Raw genomic sequence first — 24,980 nt, forward strand, 5'->3', positions numbered from 1 at the left:
GAGGTAGATAGGTTGGGGGTGGAAGTGCAGTAATGCATGGAGCTGACCAATACTAATCGGTCGAGGGCTTATCCTAAAATAAAACGCAAATAAGTTTCGGATCCAGTTTTCAGGGTGTAACCTTGAAATTGCGCTTGATATTCCAAATCACTTTGGTGAGTTAAAGAATAACTTGCGGAGTTTTGCTAAGCGAGTCCATTTATATGGAGAGATACCCAAGTGGCTATAAGGGGACCCTCTGCTAAGGGGTTAGACTGCGAAAGTGGTGCGAGGGTTCGAATCCCTCTCTCTCCGCCATTTAGACAAGCTAGCGAAATATTATGTTATGGCGGTGTAGCTCAGCTGGCTAGAGCGTACGGTTCATACCCGTGAGGTCGGGGGTTCGATCCCCTCCGCCGCTACCATACATACCCAGGAGGCTTAGCTCAGCTGGGAGAGCATCTGCCTTACAAGCAGAGGGTCGGGGGTTCGATCCCCTCAGCCTCCACCATTGTGCCGGTGTAGCTCAACTGGTAGAGCAACTGACTTGTAATCAGTAGGTTGGGGGTTCAAGTCCTCTCGCCGGCACCATTTTTGAATTTTGAAAAATATAGGGAACTGTGGTGTAGAGGCCTAACATGCCTGCCTGTCACGCAGGAGATCGCGGGTTCGAATCCCGTCAGTTCCGCCATTTTTCAATTCAATAGTTTTACCGTACTAAAGTGGGAAGGGGTATCCCTCCGCACTTTATTTTTTTGTTAATGGATATGGCTCGGTAGCTCAGTCGGTAGAGCAGAGGACTGAAAATCCTCGTGTCGGCGGTTCGATTCCGTCCCGAGCCACCTTTATATGGAGGATTAGCGAAGTGGCCAAACGCATCAGACTGTAAATCTGCTCCCTTACGGGTTCGGTGGTTCGAATCCATCATCCTCCACCAGTTTTACGAGCCATTAGCTCAGTTGGTAGAGCACCTGACTTTTAATCAGGGTGTCGAAGGTTCGAGTCCTTCATGGCTCATCAGAAGTCATCAACCTATAGTTGATGGCTTTTTTTGTATTGTTTTAAGTTATGTTTTAATATAGCTTTTTTATTTTACGGTATCGACAGGTTATAATGAGTTCATTATGTTCGCTTAGTGCTTATTCTATATTCTAAAAAAGTGAAGTGGTGATCGCGTGACTCTGGATACAGAATGGATTCAACAACAGCTTCAGAATATTATTCAAGCGCCTTTTACCATAGTGCCTTGGTACCCGGAAATGATGGCAGAGGGAGAGACAGCCGATTCAGTTATACCGGATAGATCGTTTGTCCATGACAACAAGCTATATTTTCCGTTTCGTGCGTCGGCAGGTGAACTGGCTGCCTTTGTGGTAGAGGCCAGATATTTGACGGATCGAGAACGGAAACTGGTAGAAGCGCTATTGGGGAACATGGAGCAGGTCTGGCAGAACGGTCCACAATTGTCGGATAACCCAGTTTATAGCGAGGAAGAGCGGATGAATCGTTTTGGACAATGGCTCATACAGCAGGCTGCCAATCTAAACAGAGAAGAAGAGGTTCCTGATGAATTGCAGCTTCGTGATTCGCTATCAGCGTGTATGGTTCCGATTTTACTGAATGGCGAGGGAACACAGGAGGGGGCTATTACCTATACGCAGCTCCATCGATTGTTCGCGAGCTATTTTGGAGGGGAAGTGCTGCTTACTCCATTGGACGAACAGTCTTGGCTGATTATGGCTAAAAAGGAGCTTTTATTAGGAGCGGACGATGAACGGGATAAAGACACTGAATCCAGGGATGCAGATTTTACGGAATCGCTGGAAGAGGTTCTTACGGCTTTTAGCTTGGGCCTATATGAGCTTATTGCGAATGAGTGGGTGGGTGTATTCCATTTGGCGGTTTCTAAGCCTTCGATCCCTTTGCAAAGTCTTCCCCAAGAGCTGAATTTGTTATGGGAGACGATACATCTGGGCAAGATTTTTCATGTAACAGAGCACATCCACTTTTCATGGGAGCTTCATTTAGAAAGGCTATTAAGCCGCATTCCCAAGGAACAACGTGTACTATTTTTAGAACAGGTAATGAAATCATCTGTCATACTGGAAGACTCAGAAACGATGGCTACATTAGATATCTTTTTTCAATTGGATTGTAATGTGAGTGAGACAGCTAAGCGTCTCTATGTGCATCGAAATACATTGATTTACCGTTTGGACAAGATCAAACAGGAGACCGGATTGGACGTGCGGACGTTTAATGATGCAGTTTTGGTCAAGCTCTATCTGCTATTGTACAAAGTGACAAAAAGGAAATAGCATCTTTGTGCAGTTTGCGAATAGCCACGCTACAAGGACTAGGGTAAGATACAAGTAAGAAATGTATTCGATTTCATAACTTGATCTTAGGAGGCAAAAGCTATGGCTGGTGTACGTTTAGAGCATATTTTCAAAAAATATCCGGGTGCAGATAAAGCTACGGTTGTTGATGTCAATTTGGACATTCGAGATAAAGAATTCCTCGTATTGGTTGGTCCCTCCGGTTGCGGGAAGTCTACTACACTTCGTATGATTGCTGGTCTGGAGGAAATTTCAGATGGTAAATTGTACATCGGGGATCGCGTTGTGAATGATGTGGCTCCAAAGGACCGCGATATCGCGATGGTATTCCAATCCTACGCCCTGTATCCGCACATGAGCGTGTACCAGAACATGGCGTTTGGTCTGAAACTGCGCAAAGTTAAGAAAGAAGAAATCGACAAGAAAGTACGCGAAGCTGCCAAAATCCTCGATATCGAGCACTTGCTGGAACGTAAACCTAAGGCGCTGTCCGGTGGTCAACGCCAACGTGTCGCTCTGGGCCGTGCGATCGTCCGCGATCCTCAAGTCTTCCTGATGGATGAGCCGCTCTCCAACTTGGATGCTAAACTTCGTGGTCAAATGCGTGCTGAAATCACTAAACTGGTTAAACGCCTTGAAACCACTTGTATCTATGTAACACATGACCAGATTGAAGCCATGACGATGGGTGATCGGATTGTAGTTATGAAGGATGGTATTATCCAACAAGCTGCATCCCCAGATGAACTGTACAACCGTCCAGTGAATCTGTTCGTTGCTGGTTTTATCGGCTCTCCTACGATGAACTTTATCACAGGTCAGCTGGTTGAAAAAGCAGGTGCATTGCATTTTACTGCGCCAGGTCTGGATCTGTTCGTACCAGAAGGTAAAGGACAGATTTTAAAAGCGAAGGGCTATATCGGCAAAGATGTGATCTTGGGTATCCGTCCTGAGGATATTCATGAAGAGCCTGTATTCTTGGAGGCTTCTCCGAATACGATCTTTACATCCACTGTGGATGTAACGGAAAATCTCGGTCATGAAATGCTGTTGTACCTGAGCGGTGCCGGAAATGATACGATTATTGCCCGTGTAGACGGACGTTCCAATACTCGTGATGGTGTCAAAGCAAAGTTGGCTGTTGATATGAACAAGGTTCATATTTTTGATAAGGAATCGGAATTGAGTATTCTGGTTGGCGAATAAAATTTGCCTCTGGAAGAGAGTCGTAGTTTTCCCCAAGCGGAGAACTGCGACTCTTTTTGTATATCGTATACGGCTACTAGCTTCGGCATTGCATTCATTGGAAAATTCCGATACGATGGGTACAATGGTACAGGTCTACATGCAGGCAAGGTTCGTTGGCAGGAGTCCTAGATGGGATCAACCCAGCTGTCGGAATAGAGTTAGCCTGGAACCATAGTGTTAAATCAAGTGGAGTGTGGATTGATGCAGTGCAGCATAGACTGGCGTTGGGCTGTTGGTTAATAGGGTAAAGCTACATAAATCAAATGACGTATAGAATCCGGTGTTGCAGATGAAGGGGAGAATACAATGGCTAAACAGGTAAAGGTATCCGAGCTTGTACAGCAGTTTCAAATGGAAGTTATTTCTGGTGAAAAAGGTCTGCGAAGACTGATCACAGTGGATGATTTGAATCGCCCAGGTCTGGAGATGGCCGGGTATTTTGAATATCATACACAGGAGCGGGTACAGCTTCTGGGAAGGTCTGAGTTGGCTTTTCTGGGGATGCTTCCTCCTGAGGAGCGACGGGATCGGATGGAGCGTCTGTGTACAGAGCTGACTCCATGTATCATCATCACACGTGGTCTGGAGGTACCGGCTGAGTTAGTGGAGGCGAGCGCAGAGCGAGATATTCCTGTACTGCGCACTAATATGGCGACGACGATTTTATCAAGCCGCATCACAGGCTTTCTCGAAAGAAAGCTGGCTCCTACGGCGACTATTCATGGTGTACTATGTGACGTGTATGGCGTGGGAATGCTTATCACAGGAAGTAGTGGAATTGGTAAAAGTGAAACGGCGCTGGAGCTGGTTAAGCGTGGACATCGCTTGGTAGCAGATGATGCGGTAGAAATTCGGCAAACGTCCGATTTTCAGCTGCATGGTACAGCACCTGAGCTGATCCGTCACCTGTTGGAAATTCGTGGCGTGGGCATTATTAATGTGATGACGCTGTTTGGTGCTGGTGCAGTTCGTAACAACAAACGGATTACATTGGTTGTCCGTCTGGAGGCATGGCAGCAGGACAAGCAGTATGACCGTCTTGGTCTTGATGAGGAAACGACACGCATTATTGATACAGATGTTCCACTGGTTACGATCCCAGTTCGTCCGGGCCGAAACTTGGCTGTTATTATCGAGGTGGCGGCGATGAACTATCGTTTGAAACAAATGGGCGTTAATGCAGCCCTGCAATTTACAAACAAGCTGACTGCTACGATTTCTGAAGATATGGAAGAGATGGATTAAGTTTGGTTTGTTCGTTTGCAAGGAAGAACGAGGAGTGAGAGAAACATATGTCAACGGCAACATTACTGCTGAATCCGATCGCTTTTTCAATCGGGGCAATCAAGGTCCACTGGTATGGGCTTATTTTGGGGCTGGCGGCGCTTGTGGGTTTATATCTCGCCATCCGTGAAGGAAAAAGATTCGGTATTCCGCAGGACTTTTTTATGGATATGCTGCTTCTGGGTGTTCCATCAGCTATTATTGGAGCGCGTATTTATTATGTAGCCTTCAAATGGGAAGACTACCGAGATAATCTATGGGATGTTTTTAAAATTTGGAATGGCGGTATTGCGATATACGGTGCCTTGATCGGGGCCATTATATGTGCGGTCATTTATTTCCGGTATAAAGGGTATAACTTCTGGCGTATCGCTGATATTTGTGCACCAGGCCTACTGATCGGTCAAGCGATTGGACGCTGGGGTAATTTTGTCAATCAGGAAGCCTACGGTGGACCGACGGAAGAGACTTTTTTGCGAAATCAACTGCATCTGCCGGACTTCATTGTGAATCAGATGAACGTTAACGGGGTGTTTCATCACCCTACATTTTTATATGAATCACTGTGGAGTATTGTAGGTGTGATTTTGCTGCTCGTCATTCGTCGTATGAAATTTGTACGTGCAGGCGAAATGTTTGCGTTTTACTTCATTTGGTACTCGATTGGTCGTTTTTTCATCGAGCGTGTACGGACGGACAGTTTGGCTTTTCAGGGACCGGATTGGCTCGCTTCCTTTGTAAATGCCCTGTGGTCTCCTATGGTATGGTTAGGGTTTGAACCAGGGCATCTGGACCCAAGTTACGGTAACGTACGGATATCACAATTGCTGCCTATTTTCATTGTGGTGGCTGCCGTGATTTTCATTTTGGTTCGTCGCCGGAAGGGCACATCTGTTGCTCGGTATAGCGATCCGATTATCTCTAGCAAAGCGGGGATTGATCAGGTACCTGACGTGACGCCAGAACAGGTATCCCGTCCAGGACAAGATGCGGTTCCTCCAACAGCTACGGCGGATAAGCTACCTAAGGAAGACACGGACGAGGACAAGAAGGAGCATCTATGATAAATACGATTTTGTTTGATTTAGACGGCACCATCATGGATACGAATGAGTTGATTATTAGCACATTTCTACACATTTTGAATCATCCGGATGCTGATCCGCTGACGCGGGAGCATATTATTCCTCATATGGGTGGAACGCTGGACGATCAACTCCGTACTTTTTCGGGATTAACGGATGTATCTGGGCTAGTTAAGGACTACCGTGCTTATAATCAGATTCATCATGATCAAATGGTGAAGCCATTTCCATATGTCATTGAGGTTATTCAGGAGTTGCGTGCGAGAGGAATTAAGCTAGGGGTTGTGACCACTAAAATACGACCATCCACGATACGTGTACTTAATCTGTTCAATCTGACTTCCTCTATGGATTATATTGTGACGGTGGACGATGTAGAGCATCCTAAGCCACACGCTGAGCCAGTCCTTAAGGCCTTAGCAGGCTTGAATGCTGAAGCAGAGCATACATTGATGGTCGGAGACAGTTCTTTTGATATTTTGTCAGCTCAGGCAGCAGGTGTGAAATCGGCTGGTGTAGCTTGGTCGCTCAAGGGCGAGGAAACTCTGCGCGGATATGGGCCTGACTACATGTTGTATGATATGCGGGATTTGCTGAAGCTGGAGCTTCAAGGTGTCAACGTATCGTGAGAAAGGTGAACCGCTATCCTGTAGAAGGTCCCAATGCGTTGTGGCAGATTTATCGGACGGTGAGCCGCTGGAAAGGCATTAAGAACTTTATTTTTATACAGATTGCCCGGTATTGTCCTGTGCTTTCTCTGAAAAACGTCATTTACCGCAGAATGCTGGGAATGAAGGTGGGGCAACATGCGGCCTTCGGCCTGATGGTGATGGTGGATGTTTTTTTTCCGGAGCATATTACGATAGGGGACAATTCGGTCATTGGATATAACACGACGATACTGGCTCACGAATACCTCATTGAGGAGTATCGTATCGGTAAAGTGGTGATTGGTGATCATGTGCTGATCGGCGCCAACACAACCATTCTGCCGGGTGTCACCATTGGTGACGGAGCTATCGTAGCGGCTGGAGCGGTCGTGCATAAAGACGTGCCCGCAGGTGCATTTGTGGGTGGCAATCCGTTGCGTGATTTAAGACGCTCTGGTGTGGATGAGTAGTAAATAGCACAATAAGGAAGGCCCCTTATGTATTAAGGGGTCTTTCTTGTGTTGTTTTTCTGTATAATAAGTGGGGTAATGCATGTTGATTATGTTTAAAAATTGATAAAAGACATATTTGCAAGGCGATATGGGAGCGTGTTGATTTGGTCAAAAAAGAACGTATACCAGAGCTTGATATTTACCGGGGAATATTAATTGCAGCCGTTGTTACCATTCATGCGACTTCAATGGCTTTAATTGATGCGCGTCATTCTCTATTGTTTTATCCTTTTCTATTTTTAAATATGTTTAGTAGCTTTGCGGTGCCAGTATTTATTTTTGTGAGCGGGTTTGTTTTATTTTACAATTATGTCGATAGGCCGCTTCGTGGTAAGAATATGCTAGTGTTTTTCCGAAAAAGACTGATGTTTATTGTGTTACCGTACGTTTTGTTTTCTCTTGTGTATTATTTGACCTTGGTAACACGCGGGCTAATGCCGCTCAGTGATCTTCCACTCGTGCTGTTAACGGGTAAGGCGTATACGCATTTGTATTATGTCATCATCATCATCCAATTTTATTTGGTCTTCCCGCTGTTGTTGTGGGGAGTGCAGCGCTTATGTCATTGTATATCGAGTCCACGGAGAGCAGCCTGTATCATTTTGGCAGTAGGGTTAGTCATTCAATGGGGGTTTGTATTGCTGAACAAATACGTTTGGCAAGAGGAAAGAGGAAGTCTTGCGATTACGTATATCAGTTATTTTGCCTTGGGCGCAGCTGTAGCGATTGGATATGAAGGGTTTAAAAGGTGGCTTTTTCCAGTGTCAGGTACAGTAATTAGACGTGGTCAGTTGATCAGTTGGTGGGGGTTGTGGGCGGCTTGGCTACTCGTGGGTATAGCTTATGTACAAATATGGTTTGTAGCATATCGCAAAGGCATCTATGCAGACTCACTGATCTATGAACTACTCCGTAATGCACATGCCCTCGTATCTGCATTAGTGTTGTTTCAGTGCTCGGTTTTATTATATCGTCATACTAATGATAGGCTGCGAATGTTAATCAGTTGGTTGGGGGCATGTTCTTTCGGTATTTATTTACTTCACCCGGCGTTACTGCGGGTGTATCGCAAGTTAGATTTGCATGGAACACCGATAGAATATATCTTCTCCGTTGCCGGTGGATGGTTGTTGGCGCTGTTTGGCTCATGGCTGATTGTGACGCTGTGTTTTCGATATGTTCCATTTGCATGGATCGGTTTGGGCACGGTTCCGAAGTTTCCTTTCCGGAGTAAAGATGAACAGGTGAATAGATAAATATTTTGATTTGGACTGTTAGCTTAAAGCTGGCAGTCTTTTTTTTGAGTATAGAATTTATAAATTTTCAGTAGAACTGAACAACTCAATATGCACAAAAAAATTAACGTAGGCGCGGTCTTGCTCCGTGAAAATACGTTGATAGATGTTTTTCATGTAGGATTCATGTATTTTGCATTGGATAAAATATAGAGAGGGGCAGCAGCTTGGCGAATCTGTAAAAAAGGGCTGCGCCGTTCGGTTGACGTTCACAAGTAGAGCATGATAATATATCGAATATACTTTAGTTTGTTAGCACTTTACCATGATAAAGATATTGTGAAATCATGAGGTGATAGAGATGTCTAAGCCAAAAGGATTCGAGATCCCTGTAGGGGTTCGAGATTATCTTCCGCGTGCAGTGTCGAAGCTGCGGGCCATTGAACTGAATGTACTCGAATGCATGGAGCGTTGGGGTTACCGCCAGATTATGACGCCTACGATGGAATACTACGATACGGTGGGAGTGGCTAGTTCTACTTCCGATCGGAAGCTGTTTAAATTACTCAATAACCGGGGCACCACGTTGGTGCTGCGATCGGATATGACCGCTCCAATTGCAAGGGTGGTATCTTCGTTGCTAAAGGAAGAGGAAGTACCTCTCCGACTTTCCTATCACGCAAATGTATTTCGGGCGATTGAGGAAGAGGCAGGAAGAGAAGCGGAGTTTTTTCAGACGGGTGTGGAACTGGTGGGTGATGATTCGCCTGAGGCTGATGCAGAAGTTGTAGCATTGGCAATTGCATCATTACAGGCAGCAGGGGTGACCTCTTTTAAAATTGCGATGGGGCATGTGGGATTCCTGAACGGCTTATTTGAGGAAATCATTCCAGGCCGCCAGGCTGAACAACAAGCGCTAAAGGAACTGTTGCTCAGTCGTGATGTAGTGGGCTACCGAACAGCGATCGAAGCTTTGTGCTTGGCTCCCGAACATCGGGATAAGTTGGAAGCTATTCTTCGGTTGCGCGGTGGAAAAGAAATTTGTGACCAGGCTACCCGTCTTAGTGTGGAGCAGCAGACGATTCAATCCATTGCACATTTGTGCGAGGTGTGGGAAGTGCTGGAGGCTTACGGCGTATCTGAGCATGTGTTAATCGACCTTACCATGATCGGGGATTTTTCATATTATACAGGAATGACTTTTGAGGGCTATGCGGCGGAGATTGGGTTCCCGGTATGCAACGGAGGCCGCTATGACAATCTGCTTCAGCAGTTTGGTCGATCCGTACCTGCAACAGGATTTGCATTGAAAACGAACCGGATCGTCGATGGTGTGGATGGTATTCAAATGGAGGCGAAGCTTCCTATACTTATCCGCTATGACGAACAGGGACGCCAAGAGGCGTTATCCGTAGCGGCACAGCTACGCGCAACAGGTCTTACTGTGGTGACAGGGCTCACGGACGGACCGGAAGATCGACGTCGTGAGCAGCAGGGCCTGTACGCAGAGGTATACAGCTATACAGCTGAAGGAAGACAGCCAGTACAAAGGAGGGAATTGCCGTGACGGAAACATTGAAGGTAGCCATGCCAAAGGGACGGATTTATAAGCAGGCTTCTGAGCTATTTCGCCGAGCGGGGGTTCCCATTCCGCTGGATGTGGACGAGACGCGCAAGCTGGTCATCCCACTGCCCGAACTGGGCATGGAATTTATTATGGCGAAGCCCGTTGATGTTCCTACGTATGTGGAGTACGGGGCGGCGGACATTGGCATTGTGGGCAAGGATGTTTTGCTGGAAGAAAACAAGGATGTGTATGAACTGCTGGATCTCGGGATTGCCCGTTGTCGGATGTCGGTGATTGCTTTACCAGATTGGCAGCCAGGTATTCGTCAGCGGGTCGCTACAAAATATCCGAACGTGGCTTCCCAGTATTTTCGGGAGCAAGGCCAGCAGGTGGAGGTTATTAAGCTGAATGGCTCCATTGAGCTGGCGCCGTTAATTGGTCTGGCAGACCGCATTGTTGATATGGTGGAAACGGGTCAGACCTTGCGGGAGAATGGATTGGTCGAGCAGATCAGCATACTGGATATTACCAGTCGTCTGATTGCCAATCGGGTCAGCTACCGGATGAAAAACAGCTCGATTCAGGCATTGTGTGATCGATTGCATCAGGTGATTCCAAATGCGGTGGCACCCCGGGAGTAAATGGACTAAAGGAATAAGCCAAGGGTTAAAGGGGCATTCTGCAAGCTGCAAGTAAGGGGGAATGGACAAATGAAGATCGTATCAGCCCGTGATTTCAGTCTCCAACGGGAGGTGGATTACGGCACACCTGAGCAAAATGAGGCTGTGCGTACCATTATTCAGTCGGTACGCCAAGAGGGGGATGAGGCTGTCCTGCGATATACGCAATCGTTTGATGGTGTATCGCTGATAGCAGAGCAACTTCGTGTGACGGAGGAAGAATTGAAGGCGGCATATGATAAGGTAGAGCCTTCATTTTTACAGGCGATTCGAGAGGCGGCGGATAATATCCGTGCTTTTCACGTGAAGCAAAAACGTAATTCGTGGATGGACTTACAGCCAGATGGTAGCTTGCTCGGTCAAATTATCCGACCGTTGAAACGTGTAGGCGTGTATGTTCCGGGCGGTAAAGCAGCCTATCCATCCTCAGTGCTGATGAATGTCATTCCCGCTCAGGTGGCTGGTGTACCGGAGATTGTTATGGTGACACCCCCGGCGACAGGCGGCAAAGCAGGGATAGATCCATATACACTGGTAGCTGCGGCAGAGGCTGGTGTAACGGAAATATATAGGGTTGGCGGAGCGCAGGCGATTGCCTCTCTCGCTTACGGAACACATAGCATTGAGCCAGTCGATAAAATTTGTGGTCCCGGCAACATTTATGTAGCGCTGGCGAAGCGCGAGGTATATGGCGCGGTGGATATCGACAGTATAGCGGGACCAAGTGAAATTGTCGTGTTGGCTGACGATACAGCAAATGCCTCTTATGTAGCAGCTGACCTGCTTTCACAGGCAGAACATGACGAAATGGCCTCAGCCATACTGGTTACGCCTTCGCAACGCTTGGCCGAAGAAGTATCAGCTGAAGTACAGCGCCAATTGGCAGAGCTACCGCGCAGAGATATTGCTGCTGCATCGGTGGAGGCATATGGGGCTATCATTGTCGTCGACACTTTGGAAGAGGGCATCCATATTGTAAACCGACTGGCGCCGGAACATTTGGAAATTATGACAGAGCAGCCGATGGAGCATGTGGGTCTGATTGAAAACGCGGGAGCTATTTTCCTGGGAGCATACAGCTCGGAGCCAGTAGGCGATTATTTTGCCGGACCTAACCACATTATCCCGACGAATGGAACGGCGCGGTTTTCTTCCCCAGTGGATATTGATGATTTTATCAAGAAGTCGAGTATGATCTATTACAGCAAGGAAGCACTGCTGCGCAATGGAGAGACGATTATGCAGCTTGCGCGCCATGAAGGACTGGAAGGACACGCACGGGCGATACAAGTTCGATTGGACAATGAAAAGAAGGCGGTGGATGGCGATGGGGAACGAAAATAACGTAACAGAACGTACAGGCAGCGTCAGCCGAAAGACGAACGAAACGGATATTCAGCTATCTTTTGCAGTAGACGGCACAGGGCAAGCTGAGATTGAAACGGATGTTCCGTTTCTGAATCACATGCTGGATTTATTCACCAAGCACGGACACTTTGACCTGAATGTACAGGCCAGAGGGGATGTTGATATCGACGATCATCATACCGTAGAGGATATTGGTATTTGTCTGGGGCAAACCTTGCTGGAAGCGTTGGGTGATAAAAAAGGAATCAAGCGCTATGCCAGCGTCTTTGTACCGATGGATGAGGCGCTCGCGCAGGTTGTCATTGATCTGAGTAACCGCCCTCACTTTGAGTATCGTGCGGAGTATCCGTCACAGCAGGTAGGGAGCTTTTCGACGGAGCTGGTGCATGAATTTCTGTGGAAATTTGCGTTGGAGGCTCGCATGACGCTACACGTCATCGTTCACTACGGGCAAAATACCCACCATATGATTGAAGCGGTGTTCAAAGCACTGGGACGTGCACTGGATGAAGCGACATCCATTGATCCGCGGGTGACGGGAGTGCCTTCAACGAAGGGAGTGCTGTAGCCCATGTCCATTGCCATTGTGGATTACGGCAGAGGCAATCTGCATAGTGTGAGCAAGGCCGTTGAACGTCTTGGCTATGAGGCTGTAGTAACAGGAGATGCCCAAGTGATTCGTTCCTCCAGCGGTGTGATTTTGCCGGGTGTAGGAGCATTCGGGGATGCTATGGAGCATTTGCGTTCCAGCGGACTGGATCGGGTGATTCAGGATGTTGCCAGCGCTGGACAACCACTGCTCGGTGTTTGTCTAGGAATGCAACTGTTGTTCACTCGTGGTGAAGAATACGGCAGTCACGAAGGGCTTAATATTTTACCAGGCGAGGTCGTTCGATTTGCTCCTGATCTGGGGGTTAAAGTGCCGCATATGGGCTGGAATCGTCTGTGTATGATTCAGCCGGACCACCCGTTGTTACAGGGCTTGGAGGAAGGACATGTGTATTTTGTACATTCCTATCATGCGAAGCCGGAGGTCGAAAGTGACCTGCTGGCGGTGACCGATTATGGTGGGCCCGTAACGGCTATCGTGGGCAGAGGCCATGTATATGGCATGCAGTTCCACCCAGAGAAAAGCGGGGAAATGGGGATGCAACTGCTTCGTCAGTTTTTAGAACTAGCGGAAGTAGAAAAGCGAGCGTAACGATTCGTGAGTATGCAGTTGGTGGTACGCCAACTTTGGTCGTTGATGGATGTAAAGGCATATAGATGTTGAATAGCTCACAAGGGGGTCATACTTTGTTCACGATATACCCGGCGATTGATATTCGCGATGGCAAATGTGTACGACTGGTACAAGGAGATTATAACCAGGAGACGATATACAACGAAAACCCGGTGGAGGTTGCCCAAGAATGGGAGCGTTTGGGCGGCTCTTACATTCATTTGGTTGATTTGGACGGTGCTAAAGCAGGTCAACCGGTGAACGATGAGCTCATTGGGCGCATTGCTTCTGCGGTGCAAGTGCCTGTACAAGTGGGTGGCGGCTTGCGTACACGTGAACATGTAGAGCGACTGTTGTCGCTGGGCGTGAGCCGTGTGATCTTGGGTACGGCAGCGATTGAGGACCGTGCTTTTACGGAAGCAGTATTGGGTACCTACGGTGATCGGATCGCCATTGGTCTGGATGCACGGAATGGCTATGTGGCCACGCGCGGATGGCTTGAAACCTCGGAGGTTCGAGCGGACGAATTGGCTGCTGAGTTGGCCTCCAAGGGAGCGGAAACCTTCATTTTTACAGACATTTCCCGCGACGGAATGATGCAAGGCCCGAATGTGGAGGCGATCGTAGCGCTTGCGAAAAGCAGTGGACGAACCGTGATCGCTTCCGGCGGTGTCAGCAAGATGGACGATCTAATCACGCTGAGCACCTATGCGAAAGAGGGTGTAGGCGGTGCTATTGTGGGTAAGGCATTGTATACGGGCAGCATTGATTTACAGGTCGCGGTACAAGCTGTAGCAAAGGCATAGGGGGAGTAGGCATGTTGGCTAAACGTATTATTCCCTGCTTGGATGTAAAGGATGGCAGGGTGGTTAAGGGCGTTAATTTTGTGAACTTACGCGATGCAGGCGATCCGGTGGAATTGGCGGCACTTTATGATCGAGAAGGGGCGGACGAAATCGTATTTCTGGATATTTCTGCTTCAGTTGAAGGGCGTGCCACCATGGAAGAAGTAGTTCGTCAGACAGCCGGGGAGATTGCCATTCCTTTCACCGTAGGTGGCGGGATATCTCATGTCGATGATATGAAACGCATTTTGCGTGCCGGAGCTGATAAAATTGGCGTAAATACGGCAGCTGTCCGTAACCCTCAGCTGATTGCGGAGGGTGCGCGCAGCTTTGGCTCACAATGTATCGTTGTTGCCATTGATGCCAAGTACAACGGGGCGTGGGGCGAGTGGGAAGTGTATACGCACGGAGGCCGCACGCCATCTGGTATCCGAGCCTTGGCTTGGGCCAAGGAAGCTGAACAGTTGGGAGCCGGTGAGATTCTGCTGACCAGCATGAATGCGGACGGAACCAAGGACGGCTTTGACCTGCCACTGACTTCCGCGGTATCGGATACCGTCGGGATTCCAGTTATCGCTTCTGGTGGAGCAGGCAAACAGGAGCATTTCTATGACGTGTTTACGGCGGGCAAAGCGGATGCTGGATTAGCAGCAACGATTTTTCACTATAAAGAAATAGGAATCCCTGAGCTAAAACGGGATTTGAAGCGCAGAGGAGTGGAGATACGATGAGCAACGAATTGAACCAACAGCTATCTCTGGAGCAGATACTGGATAATGTACGCTGGAATGAGGCAGGACTTGTCTCGGCGATTGTGCAGGATGATGCTACGCTTCAGGTGCTTACGCTGGCCTACATGAACCGCGAGTCGCTGAAACTATCTTTGGAGTCGGGAGAGACCTGGTTCTGGTCACGTTCCAGACAGGAGCTGTGGCACAAGGGGGCTACTTCGGGGAATACACAAAAAATCACCTCCATCCAGCTGGATTGTGACGGTGATGCCCTGTTGGTACGTGTCATTCCGAGCGGTCCTGCCTGTCATACAGGAGCAACGAGCTGTTTTTTTCGTAATATTTCCGCGCCAGGAACGGCTGTAGCACCTATTGCAGGAAATGCAGGAGACCACACGTTGGTAAATGATGTTTCCAGTGCTTCAGCAGACCGCTTTGAGGTACTTGCCCAGCTGGAGGCGATTATTAAGGAGCGCGAAGAGACACGTCCTGAAGGGGCCTACACGACTTATCTTTTTGATAAAGGTGTAGACAAAATCTTGAAAAAGGTTGGCGAAGAAGCATCCGAGACAATCATTGCCGCCAAAAATAAAGATAATGACGAACTGCGCCTGGAGGTCAGCGATTTGATTTATCACCTGCTGGTGCTGTTGCAGGAGCGCAAGCTACCGCTCGATGACGTGCTGGCTGAGCTGAATCGCCGTCATGAACGTCCTCGTCGTGATTAGTACGGTTTGTTGTAGTGTTGAAAGGGGGAGGGTCGCATGAAAATTGACTATCATACGCATCACGCCCGCTGCGGGCATGCCATAGGGAGTCTGGAAGAGTATGTACAGCAGGGAATTCGGCTAGGGCTGGATCAGCTCGGCTTGTCCGATCACATGCCACTACTGCATGTAAAACCGGCTGACTATTACCCGGAAATGGCAATGCCTATGGAGGAGCTGCCCCGATACGTGGAAGAATGTTTGGAACTGAAGGAACGTTTTAAAGGGCAAATTGATATTCGTGTTGGCTTGGAAGGCGACTACATCGAGGGCTGGGAACGAGAAATCGAAGACATCATCACCGCGTATCCCTGGGATTATGTGATTGGTTCCGTCCACTTTCTCGGTGAATGGGATGTCACGGACTTCCGTCAGGTACACCATTGGGAAGGCAAAAATGTGCTTGAGGTGTACCGCATGTATTATGATGCGATTTCCAAGGCAGTAGCTACCGGTTTGTATGACATCATGGGTCATTTGGATGTCATTAAGCGCTTCGGCTATCATCCGAGGCCGGAGGAAATGGAGGAGCTGCGTGAACTGGAGCGTGCCGCAATTTCAGCCGTTGCCCGTAGCGGTCGGGCGATGGAACTGAATGCATCAGGGCTTTCGAAGCCCTGTGCCGAGATGTTCCCGAGCCGCCGCATGCTGGAAGAAGCTTTTTCGCTAGGCATCCCGCTGACCGTAGGATCGGATGCTCATGATCCGGCGAAGCTGTCCGAGCACTTGGAGAAGGCACGCGCGCTTCTATATGAAGTCGGCTATCGCGAGCTTGCCGTATTTCAGCATCGCGAGCGCTCGCTGGTGCCGCTGACGCTTTAATTATTACGTTTATTGGGTCTATGTATCATTTCCAGTGGTTAGCCGAACGCTCCCTATTTATACAGGGAAAAAGCGCTCGGCTATTTAGCGTATTCTTATATACATATCTATAGGTATACAAGAGTGTATCCGATTTTTGGAATGAGGCAGGATCGACTGTCAAGTCGTTTTGAAGTTGTGGTATACTGAAGGGTATGAACATGCCAGTTACTTTTAAAGGAGGTGCCTTGGTTATTTATGAAAGGGAAACATCTGCGAGTATCGGAACCTAGCCCTAAAATTATTGCTTTGCGTTTCGACGCATCTTTCTTTTTTGAGAAAGCTGTGCGCTCGCTTGATCGCAATCATTATGACAAGGCATTGAAATATTTTCGCAAAGCCGTTGAATATGAACCGGATAATCCGGTGAATCATTGCAATATGGCGGGTATATTATCAGAGATGGGGGATTATGCAGGTTCGAATGAGATCCTGTCCTCTGTTCTGAGTGACGTAGACTCGTCGATGACAGAGTGTTATTTCTATATGGCGAATAATTACGCTAATATGGAGCAGTTTGAAGAAGCGGAGAAAGCATTGGTCACGTACCTGGAGGAGGACGAAGAAGGCCAGTTTCTTGATGAAGCGGAGGAAATGATGGAGCTGCTCTATTATGAGCTGGACCGTCCAACGAAGCTGAACCGCATTAAGGCCCGGCAGGGAGTAGTAGAGCATGATCAGGCTCGTGTCCTGCTGGAGGAGGGGAAATTTGCTCAGGCAGCCCAGTTGCTCAAGCAAATTTCAGAGGAACAACCGGATATGTTCGCTGCGCGGAATAATCTGGCGCTGGCGTATTACTACATGGGATTGTTCCAAAATGCTAAGGCTACCATTATTCAAGTGCTGGAAGATGAGCCGGGTAATTTACACGCATTGTGCAACTTGGCGATCTTTTATCAGCACGAGGGCGGCGGCCCGGAATTGGATCGTCTGGTGCAGACTTTGGCGGTTACTATACCGTTTCAGGAGGAGCAGGTATTCAAGCTGGCGACCACTATGGGGATTCTCGGACGCCATGAGGAGGCCTACAGACATTTCCGCAGGTTGCTTCATGGCGATGGAGAGAACAATGCAGATGCTTCTTTGTACCATTACACGGCGGTAGCTGCTAGCAATACCGGAAGATATGCGGAAGCTCGGCGGTTGTGGAGTCATTTGCAAAAACAGGATGCTTCCTCGGAAGTTCCGCGGTTTTTCCTGTCCCGACTGGAGGAACTCCAGCAGGAGGGTACACCGCTGCAAGTGCTCAGCTATCATTATCATCTCCCGTTTGAGGAGCAATTCCGCATGTGGGAGAAGTTTGGTGCTGACCAGGTGCCTGACAGTATGAAGAAGGACCCGCTAATCCGGTCATCCTTCTTCTGGGCCTTGCGCCACGGGGATCGGGCGACTCAGCTTCAGGTCATTCAGGCGTTAAGCTTGATCGGTGATGATGAGGTGCGTCAGGCACTGGAGTCCTTCGTAGAAGACCCGGACCAGGAGGATGAGCTGAAACGCCGTGCCTTGCAAGTATTGCAAGAACTGGAGGAGCAGGGTGAGCAGAAAATGTACCCGGAAACGGAACATTCTGATCAGTTGGAGGTTGAGAACGATCCGCATACAATTGAAGGTGGTGTATCTGCTTCCCCGGTCGATCCACAATGGCAGGCAGTGCTGGATAAGGTACTGACCGTCATGAGCAAGCCATCAGATCCGGCCATGCAGCACGATTTGAGATCGCTTTGGCTGGAGTATTTGGATCGGCTTGCCCCGGAAGTTCCGATGGTTCAGCATACTGAGGGATGGGCAGCGGCGCTGGAATATTTGACAGCTAAAATGCATCATCATTCAGTCACCTATCAGGAAGTAGCCGATCGTTATGGTATTTCCGTATCGACCGTAAGCCGCTATGCACGCCAGATTGACAGCGTGTGTGGTATCAAACAGAAGCTGAAGCAACCGCTCTCCACGTTTAAAAAGCAGGTTTGAGACCTGCTCCAAACATCACTTAAAGGAGGCAACAAACGTATGTATAAATCCATAATTATTGGTACAGGTCCTGCAGGCTACACAGCCGCTATTTATTTGGCACGCGCTAACATGAATCCGCTGATCATTGAAGGGATGCAGCCCGGTGGGCAGCTTACTACAACGACCGAAATTGAAAATTTCCCGGGTTTTGAGCAAGGTATCCTCGGGCCTGAACTGATGGATAATATGCGCAAGCAGGCTGAACGTTTTGGCGCTGAATTTACCTCCGGTTGGGTTGAGGAAGTGGATTTCAGCAAACGTCCTTTTAAAGTGAAGGTAGAGGGTAAAGGCATCATTGAGGCGGAGTCGGTCATTATTGCTACAGGTGCGTCCGCCAAATATCTAGGCATCCCGGGTGAGCAAGACAATGTAGGTCGCGGAGTCAGCACGTGCGCAACTTGCGATGGCTTCTTTTTCCGCGGGAAAAAGATTGTCGTGGTTGGCGGTGGCGATTCAGCCATGGAGGAAGCGAGCTTCTTGACCCGTTTTGCTTCCAGTGTAACCTTGGTCCATCGTCGCGATGAGTTGCGGGCGTCCAAAATTATGCAAGATCGCGCGCGTGAGAACGAAAAAGTACATTGGGCATTAAACCGGACTCCTCTGGAAGTTGTGACGGGAGAAGCTGGCTTAAAGGGTTTGAAGGTACACAATAATGAGACCAATCAGGATGAGCTGATTGAGGTCGATGGCGTATTCGTAGCCATCGGGCATACACCGAACACAGGTTTCCTGAACGGACAAATCCATACCGATGAACACGGCTATATTGTAGTGAAGCCAGGCACAACAGAAACGAATATCCCCGGAGTTTTTGCCTGTGGGGATGTACAGGATAACCGTTACCGTCAAGCTATTACGGCTGCGGGAACGGGATGTATGGCGGCTATGGACTGCGAGAAGTATCTCGAAGGCAGTGCTGTTCACGACTGGAGCGAAACACTGGATCAATAAAAGAGTGTCTATCGTACACAAAAAGGCTAACGGGAGAGCGAAGGAAGCCTCTGTTATGCCGTATCTTTTGTTCAGGAAGAGAAAGCCTGCTGCGTTTGCACAGGCTTTCTCCTTTTTATGGGTGCATGAGGTTAAAAGTTCCGCTAATCGTACACTTTTCAACAAGGAAGTGTCCTTGACCGTAACGGGGGCTTCAATTATAGTTGGAACGTAGGATTACTATTATGAAGTAGGAATTGTAAGCATATATTTCATACCAGGTTTTTAAGTAAACACAAAGGTGGCTTGGAACATGTCTGAAAGTATCTATGTAGGTGTCGATTTGGGCGGTACCGCGATTAAAGTCGGCATTTGTAATGAAAACGGACAGCTTTTGCACACATATGAGGGACCAACCGAAACCGATAAAGGTGTAGACGTTGTCATCGGTAATATCGAAAAATATGTGCGGCATATTGTTGAGCAATCTCCTTATGAGTGGGATCAACTAAAGGGTGTCGGTGCAGGCGTTGCAGGTTTTACGAATGTTCGTGATGGTATTATTGTCCTCGCTCCTAATATTGGCTTTCGTGACGTACCGATCCGTGCGCTCCTAGAGAACCGGATTGGCAAGCCTGTGAAAATAGACAACGATGCGAATGTTGCTGCGCTGGGTGAGGCTTGGGCTGGTGCAGGCAAAGGCATAGAAAACTGCGTATGCTATACCCTGGGAACAGGCGTAGGTGGCGGTATTATTATAAACGGTAAAATATACCAAGGTTCTTCGGGCATGGCCGGAGAAATTGGCCATATCAGTGTCGTACCTGATCTGGAGGCTATTCAGTGTGGATGCGGCAAAATGGGTTGCTTGGAAACTGTATCTTCCGCAACAGGCATCATTCGTATGGCCAAGGACGCTGTGGAACGTGGCGACAGGACCTCTCTGGCGCTGGAAGATCAAATTGCTGCCAAGGAAGTATTTGATGCTGCTAAAGCTGGAGATGAAGTCGCGCTGCGTATCGTGAACCGGGCTGCCTTTTATTTGGGGAAATCCATGGCAGCGGTTGCCGCTGTGCTTAATCCAGAGTTGTTTATTATAGGCGGCGGTGTTTCTAAAGCAGGCGACTTTTTATTTGAAGAGATGCGTCGCGTATACGCCAAGCTGGCACCTGAACCGCTTCAAAAAGGTGTATATATCGTACCAGCGGTGTTAGGCAATGACGCAGGTATCGTAGGGGCTGCAGGGTTGCTGCTACGCTCCTGATCCACAGGTTATTGATAATACGGGTACTGGTATAGAGCGAAGAAGCAAAAGGAGAGGGAAGTCCATATGACAGACAACCTAAAAAATGCTGCGCCGTGGGCAACGCTCATTATTATTACGGGGATGTCAGGCGCAGGGAAGACCATTGCGGTTCAGAGCCTGGAAGACTTGGGCTTCTTCTGCGTTGATAATTTGCCTCCTGTACTGATTCCCAAATTTGCCGAGTTGATTGAGCAGTCGAACGGTAAAATAGGCAAGGTGGCACTCGTAATTGATTTACGCGGACGAGAATTTTTCACTGCCTTGTCGGAATCTTTGAATTATATTAAAGATCATTTTACGATTCATTGTGAAATTTTATTCTTAAATGCGAATGATGGCGTTCTCGTACAGCGGTATAAGGAAAGCCGTAGACGTCATCCGTTGGCTCCAGACGGCATGCCTTTGGATGGGATTCGGTTGGAGCGCAAGATGTTGGAAGAACTAAAAAGCTCAGCTACACAGGTTATTGATACAAGTGTGATGAAGCCTGCAACCTTAAAGGCGAGGATTATTTCGCGATTTTCTCATCTGGAGAGCAGTATGCTTTCCGTGAACATTACTTCTTTTGGCTTCAAGTATGGTATTCCCATTGATGCCGATCTTATATTCGATGTGCGCTTCCTGCCTAATCCCCACTACGTGGACCAACTACGTCCCCACACGGGACAGGATAGCGATGTATATGATTATGTCATGAAATGGCCCGAGACTCAGGCATTCTTGACCAAGTTGCTGGATATGTTACACTTTTTGATTCCGCAATATCGCAAAGAAGGCAAAAGCCAGGTCATTATTGGCATTGGCTGTACTGGCGGTAAGCATCGTTCTGTTGCAATATCGGAGTATTTAGGAAAAATGCTGGGTGCCAGCGAGACAGAATCTGTTTCTGTTTCGCATCGGGATGCTGATCGGGACCGGCATTAATGAGGTGAAATCATGAAAGAGACCGGATCACAACGGGAGCGCCCACGTATTGTTGTTATGGGCGGCGGAACCGGCTTGTCCGTCATGCTGCGGGGCTTAAAGCAAAAGCCGCTAGATATTACGGCTATTGTTACAGTCGCTGACGATGGCGGAAGTTCCGGGATTTTGCGCAGTGAGCTGCAGATGCCCCCTCCAGGGGATATTCGCAATGTGCTGACTGCCTTGGCTGACGTGGAACCAGTGATGTCAGATATGCTGAAATACCGTTTCGGTGCGGGATCAGGATTGTCAGGCCATAGCCTGGGTAATCTGATTTTAGCAGCGATGACCGATATATCGGGAGACTTTGTAACGGCGGTGCGTGAGCTTAGCCGTGTATTTGCTGTCCGGGGACGTGTGCTACCGGCAGCCGAGGAAGGCGTTGTGTTAAGCGCTGAGATGGAGGATGGCACGGTGATTACCGGGGAGTCCAAGATCCCGGAAGCGGGCGGACGAATCAAACGCGTCTTTCTTGAACCGACTCACGTGGAGCCGTTGCCTGAGGCTGTAGAGGCCATTAATGAAGCCGATGCGATTTTGATTGGCCCCGGCAGTCTATATACCAGCATATTACCAAATTTGCTTGTACCTAAACTCGCTGAAGCTGTAGTAAAATCAGACGCTATCAAAATATTTGTCTGTAACGTTATGACCCAGCCTGGGGAAACCGATGGTTATACGGTAGGAGATCACCTGCAAGCTATTTTTGAGCATGTAGGGCATCATCTCTTCGACTATGTCATTGTAAATAACGGAGAAATTCCACCCCAAGTACAGGAAATGTATGCCGAGCAGGGAGCCAAGCCAGTTCAAGTAGACATGGGTGAACTGACCGACCGGGGATATAAAGTGGTGGCAGATACATTAGTTCTGTTCCGCACGTATTTACGGCATGATGCCGACAAATTGAGCCAGCATATTTACCAATTGGTACAAAACTGGATATTAAGAAGGAGGTGAGTCCCTTGTCCTTTGCGGCACAAACGAAAAAAGAGCTTACGATGATTGAAAGCCAGTCCTGCTGTGAGAAAGCGGAACTATCTGCACTTATACGTATGCTCGGATCCGTACAACTGTCGAATAAAAGGGTGATATTGGACGTGTCCACAGAAAATGCCGCGATTGCAAGGCGGATTTACTCCTTGATCAAGAAGCATTTTCAACTTCATATCGAACTGCTTGTACGGAAAAAAATGCGCTTGAAAAAAAATAATGTGTACATTGTCCGTATTCCCAATGGTGTGCAGCAACTGCTAAAGAATCTTTATATCGTCACAGAAGGTTTCTTATTCACTGACGGGATTAATCGGGATATCGTTCGGAAAAACTGTTGTAAGAGGGCTTATTTGCGGGGCGCCTTTATGGCAGGTGGCTCTGTCAACAATCCTGAAGGATCGTCTTACCACCTTGAAATTTCTTCGATGTATGAGGAGCATTGTCAGGCACTCGTTGATCTTGCGAATGAATTTCATCTAAATGCTCGCTGTATTGAGCGAAAAAAAGGTTTTATTCTCTACATCAAGGAAGGCGAGAAGATCATTGAGCTGCTTAGCATCATTGGGGCGCATCAAGCCTTGTTCAAATTTGAAGATGTACGCATTATGCGTGATATGCGCAATTCTGTAAATCGCATTGTCAATTGTGAAACGGCTAATTTGAACAAGACGATCGGAGCTGCTGTCCGGCAAATTGAGAATATTAAGTTGCTGGAGAGGGAAGTTGGTTTGGAGACCTTGCCGGATAAACTGCGAGAAGTGGCAGAAATTCGGCTCGCTCATCCCGATTTGAATTTGAAAGAAGTCGGGGAAATGCTCAAAGGGGTCGTGAGTAAATCGGGTGTAAATCATCGGCTTCGCAAAATTGATGAGATGGCTGACAAAATTAGGGGCGAAAATGGCCTGATTCCGTAAAAAGAGTGTCCATGGGGCTTTTAGCCCCGGTTTTTTTAGTTTTTTTTCTAGTGTCTGTCCCGGGTTAATGTTATAATGTGATAAATAAAATGGAGTAAGTAGTGTCCAGATTTATTTGATGAGGGGGTAAGCTGACATGTCAAAACATCCGGTAGTCGTACGCTTGAAAACAGGACTGCACGCCAGACCTGCTGCGTTGTTCGTACAGGAAGCGAATAAATATTCATCTGAGATTTTTGTGGAAAAAGAAGACAAAAAAGTTAATGCCAAGAGTATCATGGGTATTATGAGTCTTGCGATCAGTACAGGTACTGAAATCAATATTAGTGCTGAAGGTGCGGACGCCGAACAGGCTGTAAACGCTTTAGTAAGTCTGGTTAGTAAGGTAGAGCTGGAAAATCAATAAACAAAGATTTGCTTTGTAATATGGTGTATGCTCTTAGTGAAAAGCCCCTTTGGGGCTTTTTTTGTATCCAGAAAAAAGTCTTCGAACGCTCCTCCGTTAACTGTTCTATGTGTGGATTTGTTGAATATAGAGACTGTATTAAGTTCAAGTTATAAATAATTAAAATTTCCATGGTCATGCTCTGTTTCGGAAATATGTATGCTTGGCTGCAACCTTTTTCCGTCATTTCCGTCTGGAAGGTACAAACATTTACAAGAAAGAGGTTGAATTCAATGAGACTTTGGACAAAAACAGTAGCCACGGCAGTTCTCGCAGGAGCATTAATGGCAGGGGGAGTAGCAGGAGGATTATGGACAGGGGCAGATCGTGCTTATGCTGCGTCAACAGCTTCGACGGTAAACGGTGTAATTAATGTGACTGGAAGCGGGGAAGTATTGGCGAAGCCCGATATTGCTTATCTCTCTATCGGTGTACAATCGGAAGGGAATACGGCAGCGGCTGCTCAAAAAGCCAATGCTACAAAATTGAACAAGGTTACACAACTGCTGAAAGAAAAGTGGAGCATCAGCGCAGATGACATTCAGACCAGCCAGTTTTATGTACAGCCTAACTACACCTATAACGAAAAAGAAGGGCAGAAGCTCAAAGGCTACACTGCCAACCATACACTTTCCGTCAAATACCGCGATTTGGATAAAATTGGTCAGTTATTGGATGAGGCGACCAAGTCTGGAGCCAATAACGTAGATAATGTACGTTTTTCCGTGGAAGATCCTTCGACTTATGAAGAGGAAGCCATTACTAAGGCATTGGGAAGCGCACAATCTAAAGCCAGTGCTGTAGCTAAAGCAGCCAAACGCGGGTTAGGTGCCCTTGTGAGTGTGACGGTAGATGGCGGAGAAGCACAAGTCTTTACACAACGTGAAAATGCCATGTCAAAATCGCTCTTGGACGTAGCAGGTGGCGGGACAGAGATCCAATCGGGACAAGTAACAGTGAAAGTTCAGGTGTCGGCTCAGTACGAAATGAACTAATACAGATCATCAAACGAAGCCACAAGCGGCCTGCATCATGCGTAGGCT

25 protein-coding genes and 8 tRNA genes are annotated in these 24,980 nt (G+C 47.9%); all 33 read left to right on the plus strand.

Annotation, left to right across the window (positions count from 1 at the left end; all coding sequences use genetic code 11):
* The first annotated feature begins 205 nt into the window (after positions 1–205).
* The 33 genes from ACL9RM_RS18130 (at position 206) to ACL9RM_RS18290 (ending at position 24,932) form a co-directional block, all read left to right on the plus strand.
* Positions 206–297, plus strand: a tRNA-Ser gene (locus ACL9RM_RS18130).
* A gap of 30 nt (positions 298–327) precedes the next feature.
* Positions 328–404, plus strand: a tRNA-Met gene (locus ACL9RM_RS18135).
* 10 nt (positions 405–414) lie between these two features.
* A tRNA-Val gene (locus ACL9RM_RS18140) sits at positions 415–490 on the plus strand.
* 4 nt (positions 491–494) lie between these two features.
* A tRNA-Thr gene (locus ACL9RM_RS18145) sits at positions 495–570 on the plus strand.
* A 23-nt stretch (positions 571–593) separates the two neighbouring features.
* A tRNA-Asp gene (locus tag ACL9RM_RS18150) sits at positions 594–670 on the plus strand.
* A gap of 78 nt (positions 671–748) precedes the next feature.
* Positions 749–821 (plus strand) — tRNA-Phe (locus ACL9RM_RS18155).
* A 9-nt stretch (positions 822–830) separates the two neighbouring features.
* Positions 831–916 (plus strand) — tRNA-Tyr (locus tag ACL9RM_RS18160).
* Between the two features lie 7 nt (positions 917–923).
* Positions 924–996: transfer RNA gene (locus ACL9RM_RS18165), tRNA-Lys, on the plus strand.
* A 158-nt stretch (positions 997–1,154) separates the two neighbouring features.
* Positions 1,155–2,297: a PucR family transcriptional regulator gene (locus ACL9RM_RS18170; protein ID WP_250267153.1), complete on the plus strand. Its 1,143-nt coding sequence runs from the start codon at positions 1,155–1,157 to the stop codon at positions 2,295–2,297.
* A 102-nt stretch (positions 2,298–2,399) separates the two neighbouring features.
* The gene (locus ACL9RM_RS18175; RefSeq protein WP_250267154.1) at positions 2,400–3,524 is read left to right on the plus strand and encodes an ABC transporter ATP-binding protein; all 1,125 of its coding nucleotides are present in this window, start codon (positions 2,400–2,402) and stop codon (positions 3,522–3,524) included.
* A gap of 348 nt (positions 3,525–3,872) precedes the next feature.
* Complete coding sequence (gene hprK, locus ACL9RM_RS18180; protein ID WP_013308232.1) at positions 3,873–4,811, plus strand: HPr(Ser) kinase/phosphatase; 939 nt, start codon at positions 3,873–3,875, stop codon at positions 4,809–4,811.
* Positions 4,812–4,858: 47 nt separating this feature from the next.
* A complete protein-coding gene (gene lgt / locus ACL9RM_RS18185; RefSeq protein WP_061830200.1) occupies positions 4,859–5,914 on the plus strand; it encodes a prolipoprotein diacylglyceryl transferase in 1,056 nt (351 codons plus the stop codon).
* On the plus strand, positions 5,911–6,564 hold the full coding sequence (gene ppaX, locus ACL9RM_RS18190; protein ID WP_250267155.1) for a pyrophosphatase PpaX: 654 nt from the start codon (positions 5,911–5,913) through the stop codon (positions 6,562–6,564). The genes lgt and ppaX overlap by 4 nt, the downstream gene beginning before the upstream one ends.
* Positions 6,561–7,055 (plus strand): acyltransferase, encoded by a 495-nt coding sequence (locus tag ACL9RM_RS18195; RefSeq protein WP_250267156.1) that lies wholly within the window; start codon positions 6,561–6,563, stop codon positions 7,053–7,055. Before ppaX ends, ACL9RM_RS18195 begins: the two co-directional genes overlap by 4 nt.
* A gap of 146 nt (positions 7,056–7,201) precedes the next feature.
* A complete protein-coding gene (locus tag ACL9RM_RS18200) occupies positions 7,202–8,353 on the plus strand; it encodes an acyltransferase (protein ID WP_250267157.1) in 1,152 nt (383 codons plus the stop codon).
* A 340-nt stretch (positions 8,354–8,693) separates the two neighbouring features.
* The gene (locus ACL9RM_RS18205; RefSeq protein ID WP_250267158.1) at positions 8,694–9,899 is read left to right on the plus strand and encodes an ATP phosphoribosyltransferase regulatory subunit; all 1,206 of its coding nucleotides are present in this window, start codon (positions 8,694–8,696) and stop codon (positions 9,897–9,899) included.
* On the plus strand, positions 9,896–10,540 hold the full coding sequence (gene hisG / locus ACL9RM_RS18210; RefSeq protein ID WP_061830205.1) for an ATP phosphoribosyltransferase: 645 nt from the start codon (positions 9,896–9,898) through the stop codon (positions 10,538–10,540). The genes ACL9RM_RS18205 and hisG overlap by 4 nt, the downstream gene beginning before the upstream one ends.
* Positions 10,541–10,609: 69 nt before the next feature.
* Entirely contained in the window at positions 10,610–11,923 is a 1,314-nt protein-coding gene (gene hisD, locus ACL9RM_RS18215; protein ID WP_250267159.1) for a histidinol dehydrogenase, read from the plus strand.
* Positions 11,907–12,515: an imidazoleglycerol-phosphate dehydratase HisB gene (gene hisB, locus ACL9RM_RS18220; RefSeq protein ID WP_061830248.1), complete on the plus strand. Its 609-nt coding sequence runs from the start codon at positions 11,907–11,909 to the stop codon at positions 12,513–12,515. The genes hisD and hisB overlap by 17 nt, the downstream gene beginning before the upstream one ends.
* A gap of 3 nt (positions 12,516–12,518) precedes the next feature.
* Positions 12,519–13,148 carry an imidazole glycerol phosphate synthase subunit HisH gene (gene hisH / locus ACL9RM_RS18225; RefSeq protein ID WP_250267160.1) on the plus strand — a complete coding sequence of 210 codons (630 nt, stop codon included), beginning with the start codon at positions 12,519–12,521 and terminating at the stop codon, positions 13,146–13,148.
* A gap of 95 nt (positions 13,149–13,243) precedes the next feature.
* On the plus strand, positions 13,244–13,975 hold the full coding sequence (gene hisA / locus ACL9RM_RS18230; RefSeq protein WP_023986478.1) for a 1-(5-phosphoribosyl)-5-[(5-phosphoribosylamino)methylideneamino]imidazole-4-carboxamide isomerase: 732 nt from the start codon (positions 13,244–13,246) through the stop codon (positions 13,973–13,975).
* Between the two features lie 11 nt (positions 13,976–13,986).
* Positions 13,987–14,745 (plus strand): imidazole glycerol phosphate synthase subunit HisF, encoded by a 759-nt coding sequence (hisF, locus tag ACL9RM_RS18235; RefSeq protein WP_250267161.1) that lies wholly within the window; start codon positions 13,987–13,989, stop codon positions 14,743–14,745.
* Positions 14,742–15,473: a bifunctional phosphoribosyl-AMP cyclohydrolase/phosphoribosyl-ATP diphosphatase HisIE gene (gene hisIE, locus ACL9RM_RS18240; protein WP_250267162.1), complete on the plus strand. Its 732-nt coding sequence runs from the start codon at positions 14,742–14,744 to the stop codon at positions 15,471–15,473. Before hisF ends, hisIE begins: the two co-directional genes overlap by 4 nt.
* 36 nt (positions 15,474–15,509) lie before the next feature.
* A complete protein-coding gene (gene hisJ, locus ACL9RM_RS18245; RefSeq protein WP_250267163.1) occupies positions 15,510–16,334 on the plus strand; it encodes a histidinol-phosphatase HisJ in 825 nt (274 codons plus the stop codon).
* A 237-nt stretch (positions 16,335–16,571) separates the two neighbouring features.
* A complete protein-coding gene (locus ACL9RM_RS18250) occupies positions 16,572–18,341 on the plus strand; it encodes a tetratricopeptide repeat protein (protein ID WP_250267164.1) in 1,770 nt (589 codons plus the stop codon).
* A gap of 39 nt (positions 18,342–18,380) precedes the next feature.
* On the plus strand, positions 18,381–19,334 hold the full coding sequence (gene trxB, locus ACL9RM_RS18255) for a thioredoxin-disulfide reductase (RefSeq protein ID WP_013308252.1): 954 nt from the start codon (positions 18,381–18,383) through the stop codon (positions 19,332–19,334).
* 4 nt (positions 19,335–19,338) lie between these two features.
* Complete coding sequence (locus ACL9RM_RS18260; RefSeq protein ID WP_322197560.1) at positions 19,339–19,548, plus strand: hypothetical protein; 210 nt, start codon at positions 19,339–19,341, stop codon at positions 19,546–19,548.
* A 78-nt stretch (positions 19,549–19,626) separates the two neighbouring features.
* Complete coding sequence (locus ACL9RM_RS18265) at positions 19,627–20,577, plus strand: ROK family glucokinase (RefSeq protein WP_013308253.1); 951 nt, start codon at positions 19,627–19,629, stop codon at positions 20,575–20,577.
* Between the two features lie 66 nt (positions 20,578–20,643).
* On the plus strand, positions 20,644–21,543 hold the full coding sequence (gene rapZ, locus ACL9RM_RS18270) for an RNase adapter RapZ (protein WP_013308254.1): 900 nt from the start codon (positions 20,644–20,646) through the stop codon (positions 21,541–21,543).
* A 12-nt stretch (positions 21,544–21,555) separates the two neighbouring features.
* Positions 21,556–22,542, plus strand: coding sequence for a gluconeogenesis factor YvcK family protein (locus tag ACL9RM_RS18275; protein ID WP_023986485.1), 987 nt, complete (start codon positions 21,556–21,558; stop codon positions 22,540–22,542).
* A gap of 5 nt (positions 22,543–22,547) precedes the next feature.
* On the plus strand, positions 22,548–23,492 hold the full coding sequence (gene whiA / locus ACL9RM_RS18280) for a DNA-binding protein WhiA (RefSeq protein ID WP_250267165.1): 945 nt from the start codon (positions 22,548–22,550) through the stop codon (positions 23,490–23,492).
* A gap of 136 nt (positions 23,493–23,628) precedes the next feature.
* The gene (locus tag ACL9RM_RS18285; protein ID WP_013368811.1) at positions 23,629–23,898 is read left to right on the plus strand and encodes an HPr family phosphocarrier protein; all 270 of its coding nucleotides are present in this window, start codon (positions 23,629–23,631) and stop codon (positions 23,896–23,898) included.
* A 272-nt stretch (positions 23,899–24,170) separates the two neighbouring features.
* Complete coding sequence (locus ACL9RM_RS18290; protein WP_250267166.1) at positions 24,171–24,932, plus strand: SIMPL domain-containing protein; 762 nt, start codon at positions 24,171–24,173, stop codon at positions 24,930–24,932.
* The last annotated feature ends 48 nt before the right edge of the window (positions 24,933–24,980 follow it).

The organism is Paenibacillus sp. S29 (genome assembly GCF_049319765.1).
Lineage (GTDB): Bacteria > Bacillota > Bacilli > Paenibacillales > Paenibacillaceae > Paenibacillus > Paenibacillus polymyxa_B.